25 protein-coding genes and 1 tRNA gene are annotated in these 23796 nt (G+C 72.0%); 22 read left to right on the forward strand and 4 right to left on the reverse strand.

The annotated features are described in order from the left end of the window. Positions 1 to 33 precede the first annotated feature (33 nt). From galU to FJ657_RS06945, 12 genes are all read left to right on the forward strand, one after another. Positions 34 to 921: a UTP--glucose-1-phosphate uridylyltransferase GalU gene (gene galU / locus FJ657_RS06890; RefSeq protein ID WP_141162964.1), complete on the forward strand. Its 888-nt coding sequence runs from the start codon at positions 34 to 36 to the stop codon at positions 919 to 921. Between the two features lie 16 nt (positions 922 to 937). Continuing rightward, complete coding sequence (locus FJ657_RS06895) at positions 938 to 1585, forward strand: GNAT family N-acetyltransferase (RefSeq protein WP_141162965.1); 648 nt, start codon at positions 938 to 940, stop codon at positions 1583 to 1585. Between the two features lie 124 nt (positions 1586 to 1709). After that, a complete protein-coding gene (locus FJ657_RS06900) occupies positions 1710 to 2669 on the forward strand; it encodes a hypothetical protein (protein WP_141162966.1) in 960 nt (319 codons plus the stop codon). Further along, positions 2669 to 3343, forward strand: coding sequence for a pyridoxamine 5'-phosphate oxidase (gene pdxH, locus FJ657_RS06905; protein ID WP_141162967.1), 675 nt, complete (start codon positions 2669 to 2671; stop codon positions 3341 to 3343). Before FJ657_RS06900 ends, pdxH begins: the two co-directional genes overlap by 1 nt. 133 nt (positions 3344 to 3476) lie before the next feature. Further along, on the forward strand, positions 3477 to 4121 hold the full coding sequence (locus tag FJ657_RS06910; protein ID WP_141162968.1) for a recombinase family protein: 645 nt from the start codon (positions 3477 to 3479) through the stop codon (positions 4119 to 4121). A 122-nt stretch (positions 4122 to 4243) separates the two neighbouring features. Further along, positions 4244 to 5005, forward strand: coding sequence for a DeoR/GlpR family DNA-binding transcription regulator (locus FJ657_RS06915; protein ID WP_181408904.1), 762 nt, complete (start codon positions 4244 to 4246; stop codon positions 5003 to 5005). 204 nt (positions 5006 to 5209) lie between these two features. Next, positions 5210 to 6283 carry an ABC transporter substrate-binding protein gene (locus tag FJ657_RS06920; RefSeq protein WP_141162970.1) on the forward strand — a complete coding sequence of 358 codons (1074 nt, stop codon included), beginning with the start codon at positions 5210 to 5212 and terminating at the stop codon, positions 6281 to 6283. A gap of 180 nt (positions 6284 to 6463) precedes the next feature. Then, positions 6464 to 8095: a sugar ABC transporter ATP-binding protein gene (locus FJ657_RS06925; RefSeq protein ID WP_255447195.1), complete on the forward strand. Its 1632-nt coding sequence runs from the start codon at positions 6464 to 6466 to the stop codon at positions 8093 to 8095. Then, the gene (locus tag FJ657_RS06930; RefSeq protein WP_141162972.1) at positions 8092 to 9054 is read left to right on the forward strand and encodes an ABC transporter permease; all 963 of its coding nucleotides are present in this window, start codon (positions 8092 to 8094) and stop codon (positions 9052 to 9054) included. The genes FJ657_RS06925 and FJ657_RS06930 overlap by 4 nt, the downstream gene beginning before the upstream one ends. Then, positions 9051 to 10046, forward strand: a complete 996-nt coding sequence (locus FJ657_RS06935) for an ABC transporter permease (RefSeq protein ID WP_141162973.1) — start codon at positions 9051 to 9053, stop codon at positions 10044 to 10046. Before FJ657_RS06930 ends, FJ657_RS06935 begins: the two co-directional genes overlap by 4 nt. A 60-nt stretch (positions 10047 to 10106) precedes the next feature. Then, positions 10107 to 10598: a nitroreductase family deazaflavin-dependent oxidoreductase gene (locus FJ657_RS06940; protein WP_141162974.1), complete on the forward strand. Its 492-nt coding sequence runs from the start codon at positions 10107 to 10109 to the stop codon at positions 10596 to 10598. A 67-nt stretch (positions 10599 to 10665) separates the two neighbouring features. Continuing rightward, positions 10666 to 10741: transfer RNA gene (locus FJ657_RS06945), tRNA-Ala, on the forward strand. Positions 10742 to 10814: 73 nt separating this feature from the next. Here the strand turns inward: FJ657_RS06945 and FJ657_RS06950 are convergent. Next, positions 10815 to 11801: an aldo/keto reductase gene (locus FJ657_RS06950; RefSeq protein WP_141162975.1), complete on the reverse strand. Its 987-nt coding sequence runs from the start codon at positions 11799 to 11801 to the stop codon at positions 10815 to 10817. Between the two features lie 114 nt (positions 11802 to 11915). Between FJ657_RS06950 and FJ657_RS06955 the strand changes: the two genes are divergently transcribed. From FJ657_RS06955 to FJ657_RS06995, 9 genes are all read left to right on the forward strand, one after another. Beyond that, positions 11916 to 12323, forward strand: coding sequence for a (R)-mandelonitrile lyase (locus tag FJ657_RS06955; protein WP_141162976.1), 408 nt, complete (start codon positions 11916 to 11918; stop codon positions 12321 to 12323). Then, positions 12320 to 12673, forward strand: a complete 354-nt coding sequence (locus FJ657_RS06960) for a carboxymuconolactone decarboxylase family protein (protein ID WP_141162977.1) — start codon at positions 12320 to 12322, stop codon at positions 12671 to 12673. The genes FJ657_RS06955 and FJ657_RS06960 overlap by 4 nt, the downstream gene beginning before the upstream one ends. Before the next feature lie 80 nt (positions 12674 to 12753). Continuing rightward, positions 12754 to 13842, forward strand: a complete 1089-nt coding sequence (locus FJ657_RS06965) for an alkene reductase (protein WP_141162978.1) — start codon at positions 12754 to 12756, stop codon at positions 13840 to 13842. 107 nt (positions 13843 to 13949) lie between these two features. Further along, positions 13950 to 15260 (forward strand): histidinol dehydrogenase, encoded by a 1311-nt coding sequence (hisD, locus tag FJ657_RS06970; RefSeq protein WP_141162979.1) that lies wholly within the window; start codon positions 13950 to 13952, stop codon positions 15258 to 15260. A gap of 85 nt (positions 15261 to 15345) precedes the next feature. After that, a complete protein-coding gene (locus FJ657_RS06975) occupies positions 15346 to 16305 on the forward strand; it encodes a pirin family protein (RefSeq protein ID WP_141162980.1) in 960 nt (319 codons plus the stop codon). A gap of 70 nt (positions 16306 to 16375) precedes the next feature. Then, positions 16376 to 17668 carry an LAVTG motif-containing sortase-dependent surface protein gene (locus FJ657_RS06980; RefSeq protein WP_141162981.1) on the forward strand — a complete coding sequence of 431 codons (1293 nt, stop codon included), beginning with the start codon at positions 16376 to 16378 and terminating at the stop codon, positions 17666 to 17668. Between the two features lie 98 nt (positions 17669 to 17766). Beyond that, positions 17767 to 18489: a DMT family transporter gene (locus FJ657_RS06985; protein WP_255447196.1), complete on the forward strand. Its 723-nt coding sequence runs from the start codon at positions 17767 to 17769 to the stop codon at positions 18487 to 18489. A gap of 111 nt (positions 18490 to 18600) precedes the next feature. After that, positions 18601 to 19032, forward strand: coding sequence for a VOC family protein (locus FJ657_RS06990; protein ID WP_141162982.1), 432 nt, complete (start codon positions 18601 to 18603; stop codon positions 19030 to 19032). Between the two features lie 28 nt (positions 19033 to 19060). Then, the gene (locus FJ657_RS06995) at positions 19061 to 20431 is read left to right on the forward strand and encodes an NAD(P)/FAD-dependent oxidoreductase (RefSeq protein ID WP_141162983.1); all 1371 of its coding nucleotides are present in this window, start codon (positions 19061 to 19063) and stop codon (positions 20429 to 20431) included. A 4-nt stretch (positions 20432 to 20435) separates the two neighbouring features. Here FJ657_RS06995 and FJ657_RS07000 read toward each other — a convergent pair whose 3' ends face one another. The 3 genes from FJ657_RS07000 to FJ657_RS07010 form a co-directional block, all read right to left on the reverse strand. Beyond that, positions 20436 to 21092: a response regulator transcription factor gene (locus tag FJ657_RS07000; protein WP_141162984.1), complete on the reverse strand. Its 657-nt coding sequence runs from the start codon at positions 21090 to 21092 to the stop codon at positions 20436 to 20438. A 104-nt stretch (positions 21093 to 21196) separates the two neighbouring features. After that, entirely contained in the window at positions 21197 to 21607 is a 411-nt protein-coding gene (locus FJ657_RS07005) for a cupin domain-containing protein (protein WP_141162985.1), read from the reverse strand. Beyond that, positions 21604 to 22113 carry a TetR/AcrR family transcriptional regulator gene (locus FJ657_RS07010; protein ID WP_141162986.1) on the reverse strand — a complete coding sequence of 170 codons (510 nt, stop codon included), beginning with the start codon at positions 22111 to 22113 and terminating at the stop codon, positions 21604 to 21606. Before FJ657_RS07010 ends, FJ657_RS07005 begins: the two co-directional genes overlap by 4 nt. Positions 22114 to 22165: 52 nt before the next feature. Here FJ657_RS07010 and FJ657_RS07015 point away from each other — a divergent pair, with 52 nt between their 5' ends. Further along, positions 22166 to 23704, forward strand: coding sequence for an MFS transporter (locus tag FJ657_RS07015; RefSeq protein ID WP_181408905.1), 1539 nt, complete (start codon positions 22166 to 22168; stop codon positions 23702 to 23704). Positions 23705 to 23796 lie beyond the last annotated feature (92 nt).

Raw genomic sequence — 23796 nt, forward strand, 5'->3', positions numbered from 1 at the left:
GGCGTGGCGGCCGCGGCCCGATAGCATCGGCGAATGGCCATCACGAAAGCCGTCATCCCCGTCGCCGGACTCGGAACGCGCTTCCTCCCCGCGACCAAGGCGATGCCGAAGGAGATGCTCCCCGTCGTCGACCGTCCGGCGATCCAGTACGTCGTCGAGGAGGCCGTCGGCGCCGGCCTCAACGACGTGCTCATGGTCACGGGTCGCAACAAGACCGCCCTCGAGAATCACTTCGACCGCGTGGGCGAGCTCGAGCAGGTGCTGACCGCCAAGGGCGACGTCGACAAGCTCGAGAAGGTCAAGCACTCGACGGACCTCGCCGACGTGCACTACGTGCGCCAGGGCGACCCCAAGGGTCTCGGCCACGCCGTGCTGCGCGCCAAGATGCACGTCGGCGACGAGCCCTTCGCGGTGCTGCTCGGCGACGACATCATCGACGAGCGCGATCCGCTGCTCACCCGGATGATCGACGTGCAGCAGCAGCGCCACACCACCGTGGTCGCGCTGCTCGAGGTCGACCCGGCGCAGACGCACCTCTACGGCATCGCGACCGTCGAGGCGACCGACGAAGACGATGTCGTGCGCATCACGGGACTCGTCGAGAAGCCCCCGCAGGGCGAGGCTCCGTCGAACCTGGCCGTGATCGGCCGTTACGTGCTGCGCCCGGAGGTCTTCGAGATCCTCGAGCAGACCCCTCCGGGCAAGGGCGGCGAGATCCAGCTGACGGATGCGCTGCTCGAGCTCGCGGTCGAGCCCGACCTCGGCGGCGTCTACGGGGTGGTCTTCCGCGGCCGCCGCTACGACACCGGCGACAAGCTCGACTACATCAAGGCGATCGTGCAGCTCGCCTCCGAGCGCGACGACCTCGGCCCGAAGCTGCGCCCCTGGCTGCGCGACTTCGCGCAGGGTCTCGAGGGCTGAGGACGCCGGCGACGACATGGCGATCCCCACGCTGCGTGACGGCGCGGTCACGATCAGGCCGCTGCGCCTGCGCGACGCGCGGTCGCTCGAGGCGGAGCTGATCGGCAACCGCGCCTGGCTGCGGCAGTGGGAGGCCACGAACCCGCTGGGTCCGGTGACCACCGACACCCGCTCGAGCATCCGCTCGCTGCTCGCGAATGCGCGGGCTGGCGGCGGCATCCCCTTCGCCATCGACGTCGACGATCAGTTCGTCGGACAGCTCAACGTCTCGGGCATCAGCTACGGCTCGCTGTCGTCGGCGTCGATCGGCTACTGGGTGGCCGAGCGCGCGGCGGGTCGGGGGGTGACGCCGACCGCGGTCGCCCTCGCGACGGATCACTGCTTCTTCGGCCTGGGGCTGCACCGCATGGAGATCTGCATCCGGCCGGAGAACGCGCCGAGCCTGCGCGTCGTCGAGAAGCTCGGCTTCCGCTACGAGGGGCTGCGGCGGCGCTTCATCCACATCAACGGCGACTGGCGCGATCACTTCTGCTTCGCGCTGACGGTCGAGGAGCTCCCGCAGGGCGTGCTGCGCCGCTGGCGCGAGGGGCGGGTTCCGGCGTCGGCCGGCCGGGTTCCCGACGAGGATCGACTCGCGGCTCAGCGGCCGCTCCGATTCGGCTAGTCGGGTCGACGCGTCGCGGCGACGGGGAGTCGCGGACGTCCCCTGAACGGGGGTATCCCTCAACCTCAGGTTGAAGCCCGCGCGCCTCACCGAAGCCACAGCACCGCGCCCGTACTCTCCCGTCATGGAACTCACCGGCCTCGGCACCGCCCTCATGGTGGCCGTCGCCGCGCTGCTCTGGTTCGCGTACCTCATCCCGACCTGGACCCGCCGCCGCGAGTACCTCGCGACCGAGCGCAACGCCGCGCGCTTGCAGCAGGCGATCCGCGTCATGGCCGAGGCGGCCGAGACGCCGGAGGAGGTGCGACTCGAGGCGACGGCGCGCGATGTCGCCCACCAGGCGCGCCTGATGCGCGAGCAGGACCGCCAGCGTGTCGCCCGCGAGGAGGCCGAGCTGGCCGCCGAGCGCCGCAAGGAGTCGCCGCAGATCGTGAGCGCTCGCCGCAGCCGCGGTCGTCTGCGTCGGGTGCGTCTGATCAGCGCGACCGGGATGCTCGCCGGTCTCGTCGTCGTCGCCGTGCAGGGACTCGTGCTCGCGACCGGGGGTGCGACCGTGGCGGGATGGACGGTGCTCGTCGTTTCCGGCCTCGTCGCCGCCACCTCGATCGGCACGCTGCGCACGCTCGCGCGACGCCGGGTGGCCGCTCCGAGTCTCGCCGACTCCGCGACCCCCACGCGACAGCAGCTGCGCGATTTCGCGATGGAGCAGAGCGCGGCTCCGCGTGTCGCGTCGGGCTGGACCCCCGTCCCCGTGCCGAAGCCGCTCTACATCGGCACGCCGCAGCGTCAGCTCGCCGAGCCGAGCGTCGACGCGCAGCGTCGGATGCGTGCCGCGGCCGCCGAGGCCGAGCGTCGCCTCCGCGCCGCCCACACCGAGCCCGAGGTCGTCGCCTTCCCGTCGCGGGCTGCCGAGCAGTCCCCGGCAGCGCGCGCCGAGCGTCCCGCGGCGTCCGCTGCCGCCGCGCCGAACGCCGCCCCGGCCGCAGCGCCGAGCCGCTGGTCGTCGATGGGCGTCGTCGGCGACGTCGACCGCTCCGGCCTCGACCTCGACGAGGTGCTGCGCCGCCGTCGCGCCGCGGGCTGATGACCGACTCGCTCGCACGGCACGACGACTACGACGGTCCGCCGTTCGACGAGTCGACGATCGCGCGAGATCCTTTCACGCAGCTGCGCGGCTGGCTCGCCGACGCCGAGGCGGCCGGGCTGCCCGATCCGAACGCCATGGTGCTCGGCACGGTCGACTCCGACGGCGCGCCGAGCAGCCGCACGGTGCTGCTCAAGGGGCTCGCGGGCCCTGACGGCCCGGCGCTCGAGTTCGTCACGAACGGCCTCTCGCGCAAGGGCCGGGCTCTCGCGCTCGAGCCGCGGGTCAGCCTGCTCTTCCCCTGGTACGCGCTGCGCCGTCAGGTCATCGTCGACGGGGTCGCGCATCCGGCCCCGCCCGAGCTGAGCGACGGCTACTGGGCGACCCGGCCGCGCGGTTCGCAGATCGGCGGCTGGGCGAGCCGGCAGTCGCAGCCGGCGGCGGATCGCGCCGAGCTCGAACGGGCCGTCGCCGATGCTGAACGGCGCTTCGCGGGGGTGGATGCGGTTCCCCGTCCGCCGCACTGGGGCGCCTGGCTCGTCGTGCCGCGCTCGGTCGAGTTCTGGCAGGGCAGGCCGTCGCGGCTGCACGACAGGCTCGTGTTCGAGCGCGATCTGCCCGACGCCGTGCACGCCTCCGCGGGGGAGTGGCGGCTGCTGCGACGCCAGCCCTGACCGGCCTGCGCGGGCCGATCGCGATCACTTCCGATCCCTCGTGATCGGGATTGATCACACCCCGTTCTGCCCCGAAAAGACGGGGCGGCCGGCGCCTCGGATTCGCCGAGTCGGCGGTGCTACTGTCGCCCCCATGACGCGCGTGGGATACATCTGGGTCGGCCCTCTCGAGCACAACGCCGACTTCCAGCGCGACCTGCTGCGTACGAAGCAGGTCGACCGCGTCTTCGAAGACGTCAGCGCTCACACCTCGACCCCGATCCGCGGCGAGCTGACCTCGGCGCTCGAGGAGGTCGGCCCCGGCGACACGCTCGTGGTCTGGCGTCTCGACCGCCTCGGGTCGACCATGTCGTCGGTGCTCGCGCTGCTCGAGCTGCTCGGCAAGCGCCGCGTGGGCGTCGCCACGATCGCCGAGGGGCTCGACACCTCGGGGGATGGCGGAGAGGCGCTCCTCGCGACGATCGCCGCCTTCACCCAGCTCGACCGCTGCCTGACCCGCGAGCGCACGATGGCCGGCGTCTACGCGGCCCGTGCGCGCGGTCGCGTCGGCGGTCGACCCCGCGCGCTGTCGTCGACGAACGTCGAGCGCGTGATCATGATGAAGGAGCAGGGGGCCACCGTGCGCGAGATCGCGCAGGAGATGGGCACCTCGCGGGCCACCGTGTACCGCGTGCTCGAGACCGCCGGCGCCGGTCGGGATGCCGAGGAGCGCCGTGAGCTGACCGTGCGCTTCGCCGCTCCGAACCTCGACGGAAGCGATTCGCTCGCCACCGAGTGAGCATCGACACGCCCGGGCCGACGCCGGGGCGTGGTCTCGTCATCCCGCGTCCTCGTGCGGCGGTCGGGAGCTGAAACGATCAGAAGTGATCTGTTTCGGACAGGTTTGTGTACGCTGACTCCGTGATCGCAGCGCAGCGACGGCAGCTCATCCTCGAGACCGTGCACCGGGACGGTGCCGTGTCGATCCGCGCGCTCGCCGAGCTGCTCGACACCTCGGCGGTCACGATCCGCCGTGACCTCGACTATCTCGACTCGATCGGCCGGCTCACCCGCTCGCACGGCGGCGCCGTCAGCGGCCAGCCGCTGCGCGAGTCACCGTGGTCGGAGAAGGTCGGGCAGGCCGCCGAAGCCAAGGCCGCGATCGGCCGGGCCGCCGCCGAGCTCGTCGGCGAGGGCGACGTGGTCGTCATCGGTCCCGGCACCACGACGGCCGAACTCGCGCGCGCTCTCGCCGGCCGCGCCGGACTGACGGTCTTCACGAATTCGCTGCTGGTCGCTGACATCCTCGTCGACTCGCCCGGAAACGAGGTCGTCGTGACCGGCGGGACCCTGCGCGCGGGCATCCGCGCCCTCGTCGGCGACGGCACGACGCGGATGCTGCGCGGGCTGCACGCCGACTTCACCTTCCTGTCGGGTAACGGCATCGATCCCGAGTTCGGGGTCTCGACCCCGAACCTCACGGTGGCCGAGTCGGATCGCGCGATGGCGGCCGCCGGTCACCAGGTGGTGGCCCTGCTCGACCACACCAAGTTCGGCGAGCGCGCCGCGATCCAGACCCTCGCGCCGAGCTCGATCGACCGGCTCATCACCGACCACGCCTCGCCGCTCGAGGCGACCGCCGCGCTCTCCGCGGCCGGCATCGCCGTGACTGTGGTGCCGTGATGCGGGCCTGTCGATCGACGCTCCCGGGTCGTTTCGGTTGCGAAACGGCAACGGCGATACCGGCCACTGGACTTATGAACACGGTTTTGGAACAATCGCCCCGGACACGTTCTCTTCTGAGATTTCATGTTCCTTTCTGAGCGGATCGGCATCCACGCCGCTCTCGCCAACCCGGCAGTCACATCAACAAGGAAGTTGGTTCCCATGGCACTCCAGCGCACCTCGCGCAGCCTGGTCGCCGCCGTCGGCCTCGCGGCGACGGTCGGACTGATCCTCACCGGTTGCACCAACACCGGCACCGACACGAAGGGCTCGTCGTCGGGTTCCAGCGAGCAGACGGTCAAGGCGAGCGACGGCCCGACCTGCGACCTCGCCACCTACAAGGGCGAGAAGATCGACCTCAAGGACGCCGTCGTCGGCTTCTCGCAGTCGGAGAAGGAGGACAACCCCTTCCGCATCGCCGAGACGCAGTCGATCAAGGACGAGGCCGCCAAGGTCGGCGTCAAGAAGTTCATCTCGACCAACGCCCAGTCGACGCTGTCGAAGCAGATCAGCGACATCCAGGACCTGATCTCGCAGGGCGCCAACGTGCTCATCGTCGCGCCCCTCAACAGCGACGGCCTCGAGCCGGCCCTGTCGGCCGCCCGGGCGAAGAACATCCCGGTCATCACGATCGACCGCAAGCTCAACGCCGAGGCCTGCAGCGATTACGTCTCGTTCCTCGGATCGGACTTCGTCGAGCAGGGCAAGCGCGCCGCCGACCAGCTCATCAAGGGCACCGGCGGCAAGGGCAAGGTCGCGATCCTGCTCGGCGCCTCGGGCAACGGCGTGACCACCGACCGCACCAAGGGCTTCGTCGACGAGATCAAAGCCAAGGGATCGGGCATCGAGATCGTCGCCCAGCAGACCGGTGACTTCGCCCGCGACAAGGGCCAGTCGGTGACCGAGCAGCTGCTGCAGTCGAACCCGGAGATCACCGCGATCTACGCCGAGAACGACGAGATGGGCCTCGGCGCTCAGGCCGCGATCATCGCCGCCGGCAAGACCCCCGGCAAGGACATCCAGATCTACTCGATCGACGGCACCAAGAACGCCGTGTCGCAGATCGTCGCCGGACAGTACAACGGCGTCATCGAGTCGAACCCCCGCTTCGGACCCCTCGCCTTCAAGACCCTGAAGTCGTTCCTCGCGGGCGACCCGGTCGGCCAGGACATCATCATCGAAGACGGCGAGTACGACCCCGACAACGCCGCCAGCAAGGTCGACGGGGCCTTCTGATCCCCAGCCGGCTCGTCGCATCCTCTCGCCCCGTCGTTCCGACGGCGTCGGGCGAGGCGGATGCGGCGGGCCGGCTCCCGTGCGCGGTCGGCTCGGGCATCCCCGCACGTCGCCCGAACCGCACCCGAACCCGGGACGCCCCGCGAGGAGCATCCCGACCCGAGGAAGAAAGGTGAGGTCGTGACGGAGTCGTCCACCTCGAATCCGGCCGGCGCCGACGTCAGCAGCGCATCCGCCGGAACCCCGGTGCTGCAGGCGCGCGGCGTCTCGAAGCGCTTCTCGGGCGTGACCGCCCTCGACGGCATCGACTTCACGGTGCTGCCCGGCGAGGCGCACGCCCTCATGGGCGAGAACGGCGCCGGCAAGTCGACGCTGATCAAGGTGCTCACCGGCGTCTACCAGCCCGACGACGGCGAGCTCGCCCTGCACGGCGAGCCGGTGCGCTTCGCCCGCCCGCTCGACGCGCAGAAGTCGGGGGTGTCGACCATCTACCAGGAGGTCAACCTGATCCCCCTGATGTCGGTGGCGCAGAACATCTTCCTCGGCCGCGAACCGCGCGGCTTCCTCGGACTCATCGACCACCGCCGCATGTACGCCGACGCGCGCGAACTGCTCGGCACCTACGGCATCCAGGTGGATGTGCGTCGCCCGCTGCGCAGCCTGGCCCTCGGCGTTCAGCAGATGGTCGCCCTCGCCCGCGCGGTGAGCATCAACGCCCGCGTCGTGATCATGGACGAGCCGACCTCGTCGCTCGAGACCGCCGAGGTCGAGACGCTGTTCCGCGTGATCGGGATGCTGCGGGCCGAGGGCATCGCGATCGTCTACGTGAGCCACCGCATGGACGAGATCTACCGCGTCTGCGAGAAGGTCACCGTGCTGCGCGACGGCAAGGTGGTGCACGTCGGCGATCTCGCCGAGCTGCCCCGCGTCGAGCTCGTCTCGAAGATGCTCGGCCGCAGCGTCGACGCCGTCGCGAAGGGCGGCGCGACCTCGTTCAGCGAGGACTCGCACGTCAGCGAGGCCACCCCGGTGCTGACCGCGACCGACCTCAGCCGCCGCCACCAGATCGACGGCGTCGGCCTCACCATCCGCCCCGGCGAGGTCGTCGGCCTCGGCGGACTGCTCGGAGCCGGCCGCTCCGAGACCCTCAAGGGCATCTCGGGGGTCATGCAGCTCGACCGCGGCTCGGTCGTGATCGACGGGCAGACGGTGCGCTCCGGTTCCGTGCCCGCCGCGATCCGCGCCGGCATCGTGATGCTGCCCGAAGACCGCAAGGCCGAGGGGATCATCCCCGGCCTCTCGGTGCGCGACAACATCGTGCTCGCCGCGCTGCCGCGCCTGTCGAAGGCCGGATTCAGCTCGCGCAAGAACCAGGATGCGGTTGTCGACGTCTTCATGAAGCGCCTGCGCATCAAGGCGTCGAGCCCCGACCAGGCCGTCTCGGAGCTCTCCGGCGGCAACCAGCAGAAGGTCATGATCGCCCGCTGGCTCGCCATGAGCCCCAAGGTGCTGCTGCTCGACGAGCCGACCCGCGGAATCGACGTCGGTGCGAAGGCCGAGGTTCAGGCGCTCATCGACGAGCTCGCGAAGGAAGGACTGGCGATCGTGCTGGTCTCGAGCGAGCTCGAGGAGGTCGTCGAGGGCGCCGACCGCGTTGTCGTGCTGCGCGACGGTCAGGTCGTGACCGAGCTGACCGGCGACCAGGTCGACGAGAAGCACCTGCTGGATGCGATCGCCGGCGACGGCGCCGCCTCGGTCGTCGGCGCGGACGAGCCGACATCCACCACCACCGACACGGAGGAGCCCGCATGAGCTCGGTGACCATCCGGCTGCCCCGCCAGGGCGCGGGCCTGGCCCTGCTGCAGAAGTACGGCGTCTACCTGGCGATCGTGCTGATCCTCGTGGCGAACCTGCTCGTCACCCCGAACTTCTTCACGGTCGACAACCTGCGCACCCAGCTCGTGCAGGTCGTGCCGGTGCTGATCGTCGCGCTCGGCATGGCGCTCGTGATCGGCACGGAGGGCATCGACCTGTCGGTGGGCGCGTCGATGGCGATGGCCGCGGCGGTGCTGCCGCTCTACATCGGCTACGGCTTCGTGCCGGCGCTCATCATCGCGCTCGTCGCGGCGCTCGTGATCGGTCTCACCAACGGCGTGCTGGTCGCCTTCGTCGGCGTGCAGCCGATCGTGGCGACCCTGTCGCTCATGGTCGCCGGCCGCGGCCTCGCGCTGCTCGTTGCGGGAGAGCAGCTGCGCCCCGTCATCGACCCGAGCGTGCTCGCGCTCGGCCGCGGCACCGTGTTCGGCGTGCCGTGGGCCGTGCTCATCGCGGCGGCGCTCGTCGCGATCATCGCGGTGCTCGTGAACCGCACGACCTTCGGCAAGCAGCTGGTCGCCGTCGGCGGCAACCGCCGCGCCGCCGAGCTCGCCGGCCTGCCGGTGAAGCGCATCCTTCTCGTCATCTACCTGGTCTGCGCGGTGCTCGCCGCGGTCGCCGGCATCATCGGCACCGCGCGTCTCGCGGCGTCGGTGCCCTCGACGATCGGCAACCTGATCGAGCTGTCGGCGATCACCGCGGTCGTCGTCGGCGGAACGCCCCTGAGCGGCGGCCAGGTGAAGATCGCCGGCACGGTCGCGGGCGCCCTGCTGCTGCAGATCATCACCGCGACGCTCGTGAAGCACAACGTGCCCGATGCGTACTCGCAGATCATCCAGGCCGCGATCATCGTCGTCGCCGTCTACATCCAGCGTGGAAAGGTCTTCACGAAATGACCGCCATCGAGCCCAGCGCGGGCCCCGCGTCGTCGTCGCAGCTCGCCCGCGAGCGTGCGGTCGGGGCGGTGCAGTCCTTCGGCGCGCCGATCGTGCTGGTGATCGTCGTGATCGTGGCGTCGTTCTCGTTCCCGACGTTCTTCACCGCGACGAACCTGACCAACATCCTGCTGCAGTCGTCGTTCCTGCTCATCGTCGGCATCGGCATGACCTTCGTGATCGTGACCGGCGGGATCGACCTCTCGGTCGGCTCGGTGTTCGCCCTCGGCGGTGTGCTCGCCGCCTATGCCTCGCAGTGGGGATGGGTGGCGGCGCTGGTCGTGCCGCTCGTCGTCGGCGCGCTGATCGGGGCGATCCAGGGAGCTCTGGTCGCCTGGGGCGGCATGGCGCCGTTCATCGTCACGCTCGCCGGCCTGCTGGCCGTGCGTGGCATCGTGCTCGCCATCACGAACGGCGGATCGACGACGCCGCTCATCACGGATCCGGTGCTCAAGGTGATCGGCCAGGGCGGCCTCGCCGGCATCGAGTGGCCGGTGATCATCGGCCTCGTGCTGCTGGTGATCGGGATCGTGCTGCTGACCCGCTCGCGCACCGGCCAGGGCGTCGTCGCGGTCGGCGGCTCGGAGAACGCCTCCACTCTCATGGGTCTGCCGGTCGCGCGCGTGAAGATGTCGGTCTACGTGCTGAGCGGCATCATGGCGGCGCTCGCCGGAGCCCTCAACGCGGCCTACACGTCGTCGGGTGTGCCGGTCGTCGGCGTCGGCATGGAGCTGTCGGCGATCTCGGCCGTCGTCATCGGCGGAACCCTGCTGACCGGCGGCAAGGGATCCCTCATCGGCACCCTCGCCGGCGTGCTGCTGCTGGGCGTGATCCAGAACATCATCAACCAGGTCGGATCGCTGACCTCGTCGGTGCAGTCGATCGTCTCCGGCGGCTTCCTCGCGGTGGTCGTCATCATCCAGACGGTGCTGTCGCGACAGCAGCGGCTGTAGTCGGCGGGACTGCGGTCGGCGCGGCTGTGGTCGGCGCGGTGCGCGGGGGAGGATGACGGCATGCTCCCTCGCGCTCTCCGTCCCGCCGTCGCCTGGTTCTCGCGCACGAAGCTGTTCCGCACGGTCGGCCCGAGCGTCATGCCCGGCTTCGAGAGGGCGCTCACCGTCGCGACCGGCGGCCGCGTGATCTCGAGCGGACTCATCGTCCCCTCGCTCGAGCTGCACACGACGGGCGCCCGCAGCGGCGAGCGGCGCTCGGTCAAGCTCATGTGCTGTCCGACGCGCGGCGGCTGGTACGTGACGGGCAGCAACTTCGCGCGCTCCGCGCATCCCGCCTGGACCGCGAACCTGTTCGCCCATCCCGACGCCGCCATCACGATCAACCTCGTGACGATTCCCGTGCGGGCGTCGCTCGTCGCCGAGGATCGCCGAGAGGAGGTCTGGGCCGAACTGGAGGCGAACTGGCCCGGCTACCGCGGCTACGAGCGAACGGCCCAGCGCGAGCTGCGCATCTTCAGGCTCGAGCCGGCGCTGGAGCGGGAGGCGGTCTGATCGGGCGGTCTGCAGGGCTGCGGATGGTCGGCGGCGCCCGATCGGGATGCTAGGCTTTTCGAGTTCCGGGCCCATGGCGCAGTTGGTAGCGCGTCTCGTTCGCAATGAGAAGGTCGGGGGTTCGAATCCCCCTGGGTCCACCATCGGAGACACCGAGAACACCACAGAAGAGCCCCGCTTCGGCGGGGCTCTTCTGTGTTCCGGGACTCTCCGCGATCAGCGGTCGACGAAGCTCATCTGCGACGCGTTGTAGCGGTCGCCGGCGACGCCGAGGATGCCGGCCAGCGCATCCAGGCGCGCGATCTCGTCGGCCGACAGGGCGACCTCGGTCGCGCCGGCGTTCTCGGCGAGGCGCTCGAGTCGGCGCGTGCCCGGGATCGGCACGATCCACGGGCGCTGCGCGAGCAGCCACGCCAGCGCGATCTGCGCTGGAGCGCCTCCGCGGGCGGTCGCGAGCGCGCGCACCTCGTCGAGGATGACCTGGTTCGCGGTGCGGTTCTCGGTCGAGAACCGAGGGATCGTCGCGCGGATGTCGCCCTCGCCGAACGCGGTCGACGCATCGACGCCACCAGTGAGGAAGCCCTTGCCGAGCGGACTGAACGGCACGAAGCCGATGCCGAGCTCGCCGAGCGTGCGCAGCACCTCACCCTCGGGATCGCGCGTCCACAGCGAGTACTCGCTCTGCAGAGCCGTGACCGGATGCACCGCGTGCGCCCGGCGGATGGTCGCGGCCGACGCTTCCGACAGTCCGAAGTGCAGCACCTTGCCCTCGGCGATCAGCTCGCCCACGGTGCCCGCGACATCCTCGATCGGCACGTCCGGGTCGACCCGATGCTGGTAGAAGAGGTCGATCCGATCGGTGCGCAGGCGTCGCAGGGAGGCCTCGGCGACGGCGCGGATCTGAGCGGGGCGGCTGTCGAGCCCGACCGAGCGGCCGTGGTCGAGACGCCAGCCGAACTTCGTCGCGATCACGACGCGGTCGCGGATCGGCTCGAGCGCCTCGCCGACCAGCTCCTCGTTCACGAAGGGTCCGTAGACCTCGGCCGTGTCGATGAAGGCGACGCCGACGTCGAGCGCGCCGCGCAGCACCGCGATCATGTCGTCGCGATCGCCGGGATTCGGGCCGTAGCTCTGCGACATCCCCATCGCCCCGAGTCCGATCGCCGAGACCTCGAGGCCCTGTCCGAGAGTGCGTGTGTGCATGGTCACATCTCACTGGGTCGGGGCGCGACGAGGGAGGTTCTGCTGAGGGGTGTACCGACGGAGCCTCTCAGCCGCGGCCGCGACGGCGTAGCGTGCGCCGCGGAAGGAGCATCCATGAACATCGAACCCGCCCGCCCCACGACGAAGAACCCGCCGGAGCAGTTCGCCGGCGACGTCTGGGTCGACCCGATCATCGCGCCCCGCGACGGTGACCAGCGCGCCACGCTCGCCCGCGTGCGTTTCGCGCCCGGAGCCCGAACCGCCTGGCATTCGCACGCGCGCGGCCAGTTCCTGCACGTCACCGCCGGAATCGCCCGCTTCGGCACGCGCGACGGCGAGATCGTCGAGCTGCACGCGGGGGACACGCTCTACACGCCGCCAGGTCAGGAGCACTGGCACGCCTCGGCGCAGGGCACGTTCATGGAGCATCTCGCGCTGCTCGAGCTCGCCGACGACCCCGCGACGACCACGGTCTGGGCGGAGCACGTCACCGACGCCGAGTTCGAGGGAGGAGCGCGGTGAGCGGGCCGGAGCGACCCGGCGCCTCCGAGCAGCCGCGGCAGGTCGGCGGGGGACGTGCCGGCATCGGCGACATCGCGCCGAAGCTCGCCGAGCTGACCGACGACGTGCTGTTCGCCGACGTCTGGAACCGCGACGGGCTGAGTGCGCGCGACCGCAGTCTCGTGACGGTCGCGGCGCTCGTGACCGGCGGGGATGCGGCGCAGCTGCGATTCCACCTCGGTCGCGCGGTCGAGAACGGCGTCAGCCGTATCGAGCTGATCGAGGCGATCACCCACCTCGCCTTCTACGCCGGCTGGCCGAAGGCCATGACTGCGCTCGGCGTCGCGCGCGAGGTCCTCGGCGCTGACTGAGCGTCGGATGCATCGGGTGCGTCGGGTGTGTCGGCGAGGTCGCGGAATACGGCGACCCGTGCGCCGGGTTGGGATCTCGCGTGAAGCTCTTCGACAGCGCCGAACTCGGCGCCCTCCACCTCCGCAACCGCATCGTCATGGCCCCGCTCACGCGCACCCGCGCGGGCGAGCACGGCATCCCCAATGACCTGCTGGTCGAGCACTACCGCCAGCGCGCCAGCCTCGGTCTGATCATCACCGAGGGCACCTGGCCGGTGCAGGAGGGGCGCTCCTACCTCGGTCAGCCCGGCATCGAGACCGACGCGCAGATCGCCGGATGGCGTCGCGTGACCGACGCGGTGCACGCCGAGGGCGGCACGATCGTCATGCAGCTCATGCACGGCGGCCGCGTCTCGCACCCGTCGATCTCGGCCACCCCGCGCATCGTCGGGCCGTCGGCGCTCGCCGCCCCGGGTGAGGCGCACGCCCCCGAGGGCAAGGTCGCGATGCCGGTTCCGCACGAGCTCAGCCACGACGAGGTGAAGCAGGCTGTCGCACAGCACGTGCAGGCCGCGCGCAACGCGATCGCGGCCGGACTCGACGGCGTCGAGGTGCACGGGGCCAACGGCTACCTCGTGCACCAGTTCCTCTCGCCGGCCTCGAACCAGCGCACCGACGAGTACGGCGGCTCGCCCGAGAACCGCGCCCGCTTCGCCGTCGAGGTCGTCACCGCGGTCGCCGAGGCCATCGGCGCCGACCGGGTGGGTATCCGCCTCTCGCCCCAGCACAACATCCAGGGCGCCCTCGAAGAGGACGACGCGGATGCGCTCGCCACCTACACCGCGGTGGCTGCGGGCATCGCGCCGCTCGGCGTCGCCTTCGTCGACGTGCTGCAGGCCGACATCGCCTCCGAGCTCGTGCAGACCATCCGGACGACCGCAGGCGCCCCGCTCATCGTGAACACCGGATTCGCCACCGTCACGACCCGCGAGTCGGCTCTCGCGCTGCTCGACGCGGAGCACGGTGACGCGGTCGCCGTCGGCCGCGCGGTCATCGCCAACCCCGACCTCGTGCACCGCTGGCAGCACGACGAAGAGCTCAACGAGCCGCGCCCCGAGCACTTCTACGGTGCGACCGGCGAGGGCTACACGGATTACCCGACGCTCGCCGAGGTGCGCGGCGCGGCGTAGTCGATCCGGCATCGCGAAGGCGGGCCAGCGCGATCCGCTGACCCGCCCTCGCGGTCGTCACGCGACCGCGTGCGAGCGGGCCGCGGAAATCACGGGAGACTAGGGGCATGACCATCCGCACCCTCGACCTGCGCACGACCGGCATCGACGGCTTCGAGTTCCCGCGGGCGGCGACGAGCTTCGGCTCGGCGACCGCGGCGGCGCAGCACATCATCGACGACGTGCGGGCGCGCGGGCTGGATGCGGTGCGCGAGGTCACGGCCCGCTTCGACGGCGTCGAGCTCGAGTCCATCGCGGTGCCGGCTGAGGCGATCAGCGCGGCCTGGGAGGCGACGACGCCCGAGCTGCGCGACGCGATCACCCGGTCGATCGAGCGGGTTCAGGGCGGCCATGCGGCGCAGCTGCCCCAGCCGCGGCGCACCGAGTTCGCCCCCGGCGCCGTCGTCGAGCAGCGCTACCTGCCCGTGCAGCGCGTCGGCCTCTACGCTCCCGGCGGCCTCGCCGCCTACGCCTCGAGCGTGATCATGAACGTGGTGCCCGCGCAGGTCGCCGGGGCGCCGTCGATCGCCGTCGTCTCGCCGCCGAGCCGTGAGACGGGGCTGCCGCCCATCCAGGTGCTCGCCGCCTGCGCGGCGCTCGGGGTGACCGAGGTCTACGCCGTCGGCGGGGCCCAGGCGGTCGCCGCCCTCGCCTACGGACTCCCGGATGCCGGCGGCGGCGCTCCGCTGCGCCCGGTCGACGTGATCACGGGACCCGGCAACGTCTTCGTCGCCGCCGCGAAGAGCCTCGTGCGCGACATCGTCGGCATCGACTCGATCGCCGGACCGACCGAGATCCTCGTGCTCGCCGACGCGACCGCCGACGCCGACCTCGTCGCCGCCGACCTGCTCAGCCAGGCCGAGCACGACCCGAACGCCGCCTCGGTTCTCGTCACCGACTCCGCCGAGCTGGCCGCCGCCGTGACCGAGCGTCTGGATGCGCGTGCCGCCGTGACCGCGAACGGCGACCGCGCCCGGGAGGCGCTCGACGGCGAGCAGTCGATGATCGTGCTCGTCGCCGATCTCGACGCCGGCATCGCGCTCGCGAACCGCTACGGCGCGGAGCACCTCGAGCTCGTCACGGCCGACCCGCGCGCGACGCTCGAGCGCATCACGAACGCGGGCGCGATCTTCCTCGGTCACTTCTCGCCGGTGTCGCTCGGCGACTACGCCGCCGGCTCGAACCACGTGCTGCCGACCTCGGGCACCTCCCGCTTCTCGTCGGGGCTCTCGGTGCAGCCCTTCCTGCGTCCCGTGCAGGTCATCGACTACGACGAGGCGGCGCTGCGCGAGATCGGCGACGTCGTCACGACCTTCGCCGACGCCGAGGGGCTGCCCGCGCACGGGGAAGCGGTCACGGCGCGCACGCGACGCGGCTGAGCCGGCGCGGCCGACGGCGCATCCCGCGGACCGCACCCGGCGACTCGCATCCCGCGACCCGCATCCCGCGACCTAGGATCCGAGCATGAGCAACCTCGAGCACGAGCCCGGCGAGGTGCTGCTCGAGTGCCCGCCCGCGAGCGGCATCGAGATCCTCGAACCCCGTGCGGTGCCGCTCGGCGGACCGCGCGCGATGACGGTGAACCGCACCCTGCCCCAGCGCGCCCGCAGTCTCATCGGCGCGTGGTGCTTCGTCGACCACTACGGGCCCGCCGACGTGGAGCAGTCGGGCGGGATGGTCGTGCCGCCGCATCCGCACATCGGACTGCAGACGGTCAGCTGGCTGTTCGAGGGCGAGGTCGAGCACCGCGACTCGGTCGGCTCGCGCGCCAACGTCAGCCCCGGCTCGCTCAACCTCATGACGGCCGGCCGCGGAATCCAGCACTCCGAGTACTCGACCTCGACGACGACCGTGCTGCACGGCGCGCAGCTCTGGCTCGCCCTGCCCGGCGGCGAGCGTCATCGCGAGCCGGCGTTCGAGGCGACGGATGCGGTGCGCTTCGACCTCGGATCCGCGCGCGTGAGCCTGTTCATCGGCGAGCTCGACGGGCGTCATGCCGCTGCGACCGTCTTCTCGCCGCTTCTCGGCGCGGAGGTGCTGCTGCCCGCGGGCGCGAGCGTGCGCGTGCCGGTGGATGCGCGCTTCGAGCTCGGCGTGCTGGTCGACACGGGCGAGCTGCTCGTCGACGGCACGCCCGTCGCGCCCCGCGAGCTGGCCTACCGCGCGCCGGGCGGCGACGTGCTCGAGCTCGCAGCGGGCGAGACGGATGCGCGGCTGCTGCTGCTCGGCGGCGCGCCCTTCGGCGAGCAGCTCGTCATGTGGTGGAACTTCGTCGGCCGCGACCACGACGAGATCGCCCGTGCCCGCGCCGACTGGGACGCGCGAGTCGCGGGCGCCCCGACCCGCTACGACGTGATCGACGACGACCGGGCACCTCTCCCGGCGCCTGTTCTGCCGCCCGTGCGGCTGCGTCCGCGCGACTGATCCGGGGGCGACTCCGCTCCCCACTAGGCTGACGCTCATCCCCGCGTCCCGTCGTCCGGAAGCCCGTGTCATGCGTCGTCTGCTGCTCTCCTCCTCCGCCTTCGTGGTTGGCCTCGCCGCGGTCGTCGCCGCCGGCGCGCCGGCCGTCGCCGACAGCACGTCGCCGGCGACCTGCCTGAGCGACTGCACGGCTGTGTTCGACACGGCGGGTGCGGCGCAGTTCACCGCTCCGGCCACCGCGACCTCGCTGACGGTGACGGTGGATGGCGCCGCGGGTGCGCCCGCCTCGCAGGCCATCACGAACGACCCCACCGCCGTCGGCGGCGCCGGTGGCAGCGCCGTCGTCGACCTCGGCGCCGACTGGGCCGGCGCCACCTTCGACCTGGGCATCGGCGCCACCGGCGCCGGCAGCTCGGTCTCGGCCGATGGCGACCTGCTCGCGCTCGCGGGCGGTGGCGGAGGCGGCGGCTACGTCGGCCGACTCGACCTGCCCGGTCAGATCTTCGGCACCTACCCCGGCGGCGCCGGGGCGTCCCCGACCGCGTCGGGCGTCACGCCCGGCGAGACCGCGACCGCCTTCGGCGCCAACCCCGCCAACGGACACGGAGCGACGGCCGCGCCAGGCGCCGGCGGCACCGGCCTCGCGCCCGGATCGGCGGGATCGGCCTCCAACGGCACCGGATCTGTGCCCGGCGGCGCGGGCGGCTCGAGCGACATCGTGGTCGGCGGAGCCCCCGTCACCCACACCGGCGGAACCGGAGGCGGAGGATACGCGGGCGGCGGCGGCGGTGCCGTGACGCAGGTCGACGCCGGCGATGACATCATCGACGACCTCGTCGCGCCCGGCGGCGGCGGCTCCGGCTTCCTCGCCGCGGGGCTCACGGCCACCGCGGGAGAGCCCAACGCGGGCAGCGGCTCGGTGACCTTCACCTGGTCGTTCTCGCCCACCGCATCCACCACGTCGACGACCGTGCACCGCGGCGACGCGGTCACGGTCGACATCGCGGGGCTGCCGGCGAACGTCGCCTTCGACGAGGTGCTCGACGGCGCGACCGTCGTCAGCGGGACCAGCGACGCGAACGGCGCCGCGACCGTGACCTTCACGGTGCCGGCGAGCCAGGCGGCCGGATCCTTCCCGGTGCAGATGGTCGTGGGCGGCGTCCTCGCCGCGAGCACCTCCGCGGTGACCGTCGTCGTCGACGGCGCCGCGGCGCCGTCCGGCTCGACGCCGCCCGCCGCGCTGGCCGCGACCGGCTCCGACCTCCCGGTCGGCGGGATGACCGCCGCCGCGCTGCTGATCGCCGCCGGCGCGGCGCTGCTGGTGTCGCGACGTCGCGCCGTCGCCGCGCGCAGCCCGCGCTGAGCGAGCCGCCCCGCGCGTCCGCGCGTGGACTCCGCATCACCCGCCAGGAGCTGGCGCTGCTCGCCATCACGGCGGTCTGGGGCTCGACATTCCTCATCGTGCACCTCGCGATGGAGCACTCCGGGCCGATGTTCTTCGTCGGCCTGCGCTTCCTCACCGCCGGGGTGATCAGCGCGATCGTGTTCCACCGGGCGCTCGCCGGCATCCGCCGCATCGAGCTCGTGGCGGGCGCGGCGATCGGGCTCGCGCTGTGCCTCGGCTACGGACTGCAGACCGCCGGACTGCAGACCGTGTCGAGCAGCGAGTCCGCGTTCATCACGGCGTTCTACGTGCCGCTCGTGCCGCTGCTGCAGTGGGCCGTCTTCCGTCGGGCGCCGAAGCCCCTCGTGCTGCTCGGGGTGGCCCTGGCCTTCGTCGGCCTGCTGCTGCTCGCGGGCCCGGACGCCCTGCAGATCGGCCTCGGACCTGGCCAGGTGCAGACGCTCGTGAGCACCCTCGCGATCGCGGCCGAGATCATCCTCATCGGAGCCTTCGCCGAGAGAGTGGATGCGCGTCGCGTGACGATCGTGCAGCTGCTCGCCTGCGGGCTGTTCTCGTTCGTCGCGATGCCGATCACGGGGGAGCGCATCCCCGAGTTCTCGTGGATCTGGCTGCTCGCGGCGGTCGGGCTCGGCGCGGCGAGCTGCGTCATCCAGCTCACCATGAACTGGGCGCAGCGCACCGTCTCGCCGACGCGCGCGACGATCATCTACGCCGGAGAGCCCGTGTGGGGCGGCATCGTCGGCCGCTCGCCGGCGACCGGCTCGCGCCCACCGCGCTGATCGGGGCGGCGCTGATCGTCGCCGGCATCCTCGTCAGCGAGCTGAAGCCGCGCCGCCGCGGCGACCGCGCGCCCCTTCCGTCCGACTGACCCGCGCCCGTAGCCTCGGAGGATGACCGCGCGCATCGCGAACGTCACCATCCACGCCGAGAACCCGACCGAGCTGGCCCGTTTCTGGGCCGCGGTGATGGGGTATCCCGAGCCGACCGGGTGGCCCGACGAGGAGGTCGCCGAGCTGAAGGCGGCCGGGCTGAGCGACGACGACATCGCCGCGCGTGCCGAAGCGTGGGACGGCGACCGCGCGCATCAGCGCTTCTACTTCACCCGCTATACGCGCGAGCGTCGGCAGCGCAACCGCCTGCACATCGACGTGACGCCCTTCGACGACCGCCGCGCCACGCGAGACGAGCTCGCCGTCGAACGCGATCGACTCGTCGCGCTCGGGGCGAGCGTCGAGAAGGAGCTGCTCGGATTCTGGGGCCCCTACGAGGAGTACGCGATCATGATGCGCGACCCCGAGGGCAACGAGTTCTGCCTGCAGTGAGCAGCCCGCTGAGAGACGGAGAACGGCAGTGATCAACGGACAGATCTCGCACTGGTGGCGGTCGACGGGCGGACCCGACCGCCGAGCGTCGCTGCCCGGCGCGACCGAGGCCGACGTCGCCATCGTCGGCGCCGGGTACACGGGACTCTGGACGGCGTACTACCTCAAGAAGGCGAAGCCGGCTCTGCGGGTGGTCGTGATCGACGCCCAGCACGTCGGCTACGGCGCCTCCGGACGCAACGGCGGGTGGCTGACGAACTCGATCACCGGCGGCCGCGAGCAGTTCGCGGCCAGCCACGGCCGCGGCGAGGCGGAGCGCTTCCAGCTCGCGATGAACGACACCATCGACGAGGTCATCCGGGTCGCCGCCGAGGAGGGCATCGACGCCGACATCGTCAAGGGCGGCGAGTACAACGTCGCCTACACCCCGGCGCAGGAGGCCCGGGCCCGCGCCGCGGCCGCCGCCGAGGCCGCGTGGGCGCACGCCGACGTGAGCCTGCTCGAACGAGAGGAGTCGCTCGATCGGCTGCGCATCGAGGGCACCCGGGCGGCGACCTGGCATCCGCACGCCGCGCGCATCCACCCGGCCAAGCTCGTGCGCGGGCTCGCCGACGCCGTCGAACGGCTCGGCGTCGAGATCTACGAGGGCACGCGGGCGCTCGAGATCCGTCCGCACCGCGTGATCACCGATCGCGGCGATCTGCGCGCCGAGTTCGTGGTGCGCGCGACCGAGGGCTACACCGCGGGTCTGAAGGGCCTCCGTCGGCTCTGGCTGCCGATGAACTCGTCGATGATCGTGACCGAGCCGCTGCCGGCGGACTTCTGGGATGCGGTCGGCTGGGAGGGGCGCGAGGTCGTCGGCGACTACGCCCACGTGTACATCTACGCGCAGCGCACGGCCGACGACCGCATCGCGATCGGCGGCCGGGGCGTTCCCTATCGCTGGGGATCGCGCACCGACGTGAGCGGCGAGACCGCGCGCGACACCGTGGTGCATCTGCGGAAGGTGCTGCGCCGCCTGCTGCCCGAGACGGCGGGCACGCAGATCGACCACACTTGGTCGGGCGTGCTCGGCGTTCCGCGCGACTGGACGGCGACGGTCGGGCTCGACCGGGCGAGCGGCATCGGCTGGGCGGGCGGCTATGTCGGAACCGGCGTGGCGACGACCAACCTCTCCGGCCGCACCCTCACCGAGCTGATCCTCGGCGAGGACGGCCCGCTCGCGGGGCTGCCGTGGGTCGATCACCGCGTGCGGCTGTGGGAGCCGGAGCCGCTGCGCTGGATCGCGACGCACGGACTGTATGCCGCCTACGGCATGGCCGACCGCAGCGAGTCGCGGGGGAGGGCGACGACGTCGCCGATCGCGACGGCGGCGGATGTCGTGACCGGGCGGCACTGACGCGTCAGCGCAGCATCCACCCGCGGTCGTCGACGAGCAGCAGCGGATCGCCCGCGGCGTTGACCGCGCGGCCCGCCCCCTCGAGCAGCTCGCCGACCATGGCCGCGGGGATGCGCACGTCGTGAGCGCGGGCCGCCGACACGAGCGAGGCCGTGTCGAGGTGCGTTCCGCGACGTTCGGCGAGCTGGCGGATCAGCTCGAACTGCGCGGGGTCGAGGTCGAGCAGCACGTCGCCGCGCCAGGCGAAGCCGGAGCGGGTGTCGAGCACGAGATCGTCGATGCGCAGGCTCCCGGCCGCGAGCCCGCGGCGCCGCGCGGCGGCGGCGACCCGCTCGACGACCTCCTCGACGCCGAAGGGCTTCGTGACGTAGTCGTCGGCGCCGGCCGCGTAGGCGGCCATGCGGGTGCGGTGCTCGTCGCGCCCGGTCAGGAAGATCACGTGCGCGCCGTTGCCGGCCGCGCGCATTCCCGCGACGACCTCGGTGCCGAGGCGGTCGGGCAGCATCATGTCGAGCAGCACCACATCGACCTCACCCGATCGGGCGATGGCGTCGTCGCCCCGGTGCGCGACCTCGACCTGCCACCCCTCGAGCTCGAGACCGAGGCGGTCGATCGGGCGACATGTCCCCAGTCTTCGACGGAGCCCTGTGCGTGCCGTCATCCGCCGGGAGTAGTCCGCTGGACGCGAGCCGGGAATGCGCCGCGCCCCCCTGACGATCCGGCGGGATGCCGGCGCGCCGTGCTCGTTCGGCCGTGCCACCTCGGTCAGTCGCCCGATGCGAGACGCGCGCGGAAACCGGCCTGGTTGTGCTGCGGAACGGTGCCGGGCTCGCCGAACAGGAGCACGACCTCGGCCGTCGCCTCGCCAGGGTTGTGCGCCGAGTGCGGCACGCCGGCGGGCACGTAGGCCGCGTCGCCGGCTGCGAGGTCGTGGCCGACACCGTCGATGTCGACCTCGAGGCGTCCCGAGACCACGAGGTAGAGCTCGTCGAGGTCGCGGTCGGTCGACTCGTCGTGGCGATGCTCGCCCTCGGAGGCGCCGGGCTCAAAGCGCCAGAGCTGCACCGACGGGCCGAGGCGGTTCGTGTCGGGGAAGTACCAGTCGACGCCGACGGGCACGCCGCCGTCGTGCAGCGGGTAGGCAGTCTGAAGCTCGCCGCGACGCTGGATGCTCATGCCAGGCGCTCCACGAGCGCGTCGAGCATGGGAGCGTCGACGCGGGCGAAGCCGGCGCCGCGCAGCGCGCCGAAGTACAGGCCGTCGCTGACCAGCAGGATGATCTCGGCCTGCACGGGATCGGGCACGACCCGCGTCACGAGGTCGTGCCAGCCCTGCTCGGCGCGTCGGAGCGCAGCGGTCGCCGAGTCGCCGCCGAGGCGGGCGAGGGCGACCATGACCCGGTCGAGCTCCTTGTCGGTCTCGATCGAGCCGCGCAGGAAGCGCTCGATCGTGCGCTCGGGGTCGGATTCGAGGTCGCGGATGTCGTCGGCGGCGAGCCGGTCGAGGTGCTCGCCCAGCGCATCCACCAGGGCGGCCTTGCCCGAGAAGTGGTGCAGCAGTCCGCCCTTCGACATGCCGGCGCGGCGGGCGACGGCGTCGAGCGTGAAGCCGCTCTCGCCGGATTCGAGCAGCAGGGCGACGGCGGCGTCGATCAGGTCGTCGCGATGGGAGTCCCGGGGCACCCGCTCAGTCTACGCTGGCAAACTATACCGACCAGACGGTACAGTTTCAGTCATGAGCTCCACGACCGACACCGCATCCGCCCCGCTGACCGACGACGCTCCCCGCGCCGGACGCCGCGGCTGGGCCGCGCTCGTCGTGCTCATGCTGCCGACGCTACTCATCTCGATCGACAACACCGTGCTGAGCTTCGCCCTGCCGACGATCGCCCGCGACCTCGAGCCGAGCGCCCAGGCGCAGCTCTGGATCGTCGACGCCTACCCGCTCGTGCTCGCCGGCCTGCTCGTCGCGATGGGCAACTTCGGCGACCGCGTCGGACGGCGGCGGATGCTGCTGATCGGCTCGAGCGGCTTCGCCGTCATCTCGGTGCTGGCCGCCTTCGCGCCGAACGCCGAGCTGCTCATCGCCGGCCGCGTGCTCATGGGCTTCTTCGGCGCCATGATCATGCCCTCGACCCTGTCGCTGCTGCGCTCGATCTTCCTGCACCGCGCCCAGCGCCGCCTCGCGATCGCGATCTGGGCGACCGGCTTCTCGCTCGGCTCCGCCATCGGCCCCATGGTCGGCGGCCTGCTGCTCCAGCACTTCTTCTGGGGCTCGGTGTTCCTCATCGCCGTGCCCGTGCTGCTGCCGCTGCTCGTGCTCGCGCCGATCCTCGTGCCCGAGAGCCGCGATCCGAAGCCCGGCCCGGTCGACGTGATCGCGATCGTGCTCTCGGTGCTCACCGTCGCCCCGATCGTCGGCGCCGTGAAGACGCTCGCGACGCAGGGGGCGCTCTGGCTCGTCGCCGTGCTCGTGCTCGTCGGCGTCGTGAGCGGCGTTCTGCTCGTGCGGCGCCTGCTCGGCAGCCCGACGCCCATGCTCGACGTGCGGCTCTTCCGCCGCGGCGCCTTCTCGGGCGCGATCCTCATCAACCTCGCCTCGGTCATCGCGCTCGTCGGCCTGATCTTCTTCGTCACGCAGCACCTGCAGCTCGTGGTCGGGCTCGACGCCTTCACCTCGGCGCTCGTGCTCGGACCCGGCGTGCTCGCGCTGATCGTGTTCAGCTTCGTCGCGGTGCGGCTCGTGAAGCGCGTCCGCCCCGGCTACGTGATCGCCGGCTCGGTGCTCGCGGCGGGGCTCGGCTATCTCACGCTCGGTCTCGGCGGATCGGGCGTCAGCGTGACGCAGATCCTCATCGCCTTCGTGCTCGTCGGCGCCGGCATCGGCGCGGCCGAGACGCTCTCGAACGACCTCGTGATCGCCAACGCTCCCGCTGACAAGGCCGGCGCCGCGGCGGGCGTCTCCGAGACGGCCTACGAGCTCGGCGCCGTGCTCGGCACGACGATCCTCGGTGGACTCGTGACGGCGCTGTACCGCGCCGAGCTGCACCTGCCCGACGGCCTGAGCGCCGCGCAGGCGGGGTCGGCGCGCGAGACGCTGGGCGGGGCCATCCACGTCGCCGAGGGCCTGCCGGCCGAGCTGGGGGATGCGGTGCGCGAGGCCGCGCGGTCGGCCTTCGACCTCGGCGTGGTCTCGACCGCCTACGCCGGCGCCGCGCTCATGGTCGTCGCCGCGACGCTTGCGCTCGTGACGCTGCGCCGCGCCCGCGCCTGACGCCGCGACCGGCGCGCGACGCCCGCGCGTCTCGACCGGAACGGAACAGGAGAGGGCCCGACACGCGGAATGCGTGCCGGGCCCTTCGCCGT

Origin of the sequence: Schumannella soli, from assembly GCF_006517435.1 — a bacterium.
Lineage (GTDB): Bacteria > Actinomycetota > Actinomycetes > Actinomycetales > Microbacteriaceae > Schumannella > Schumannella soli.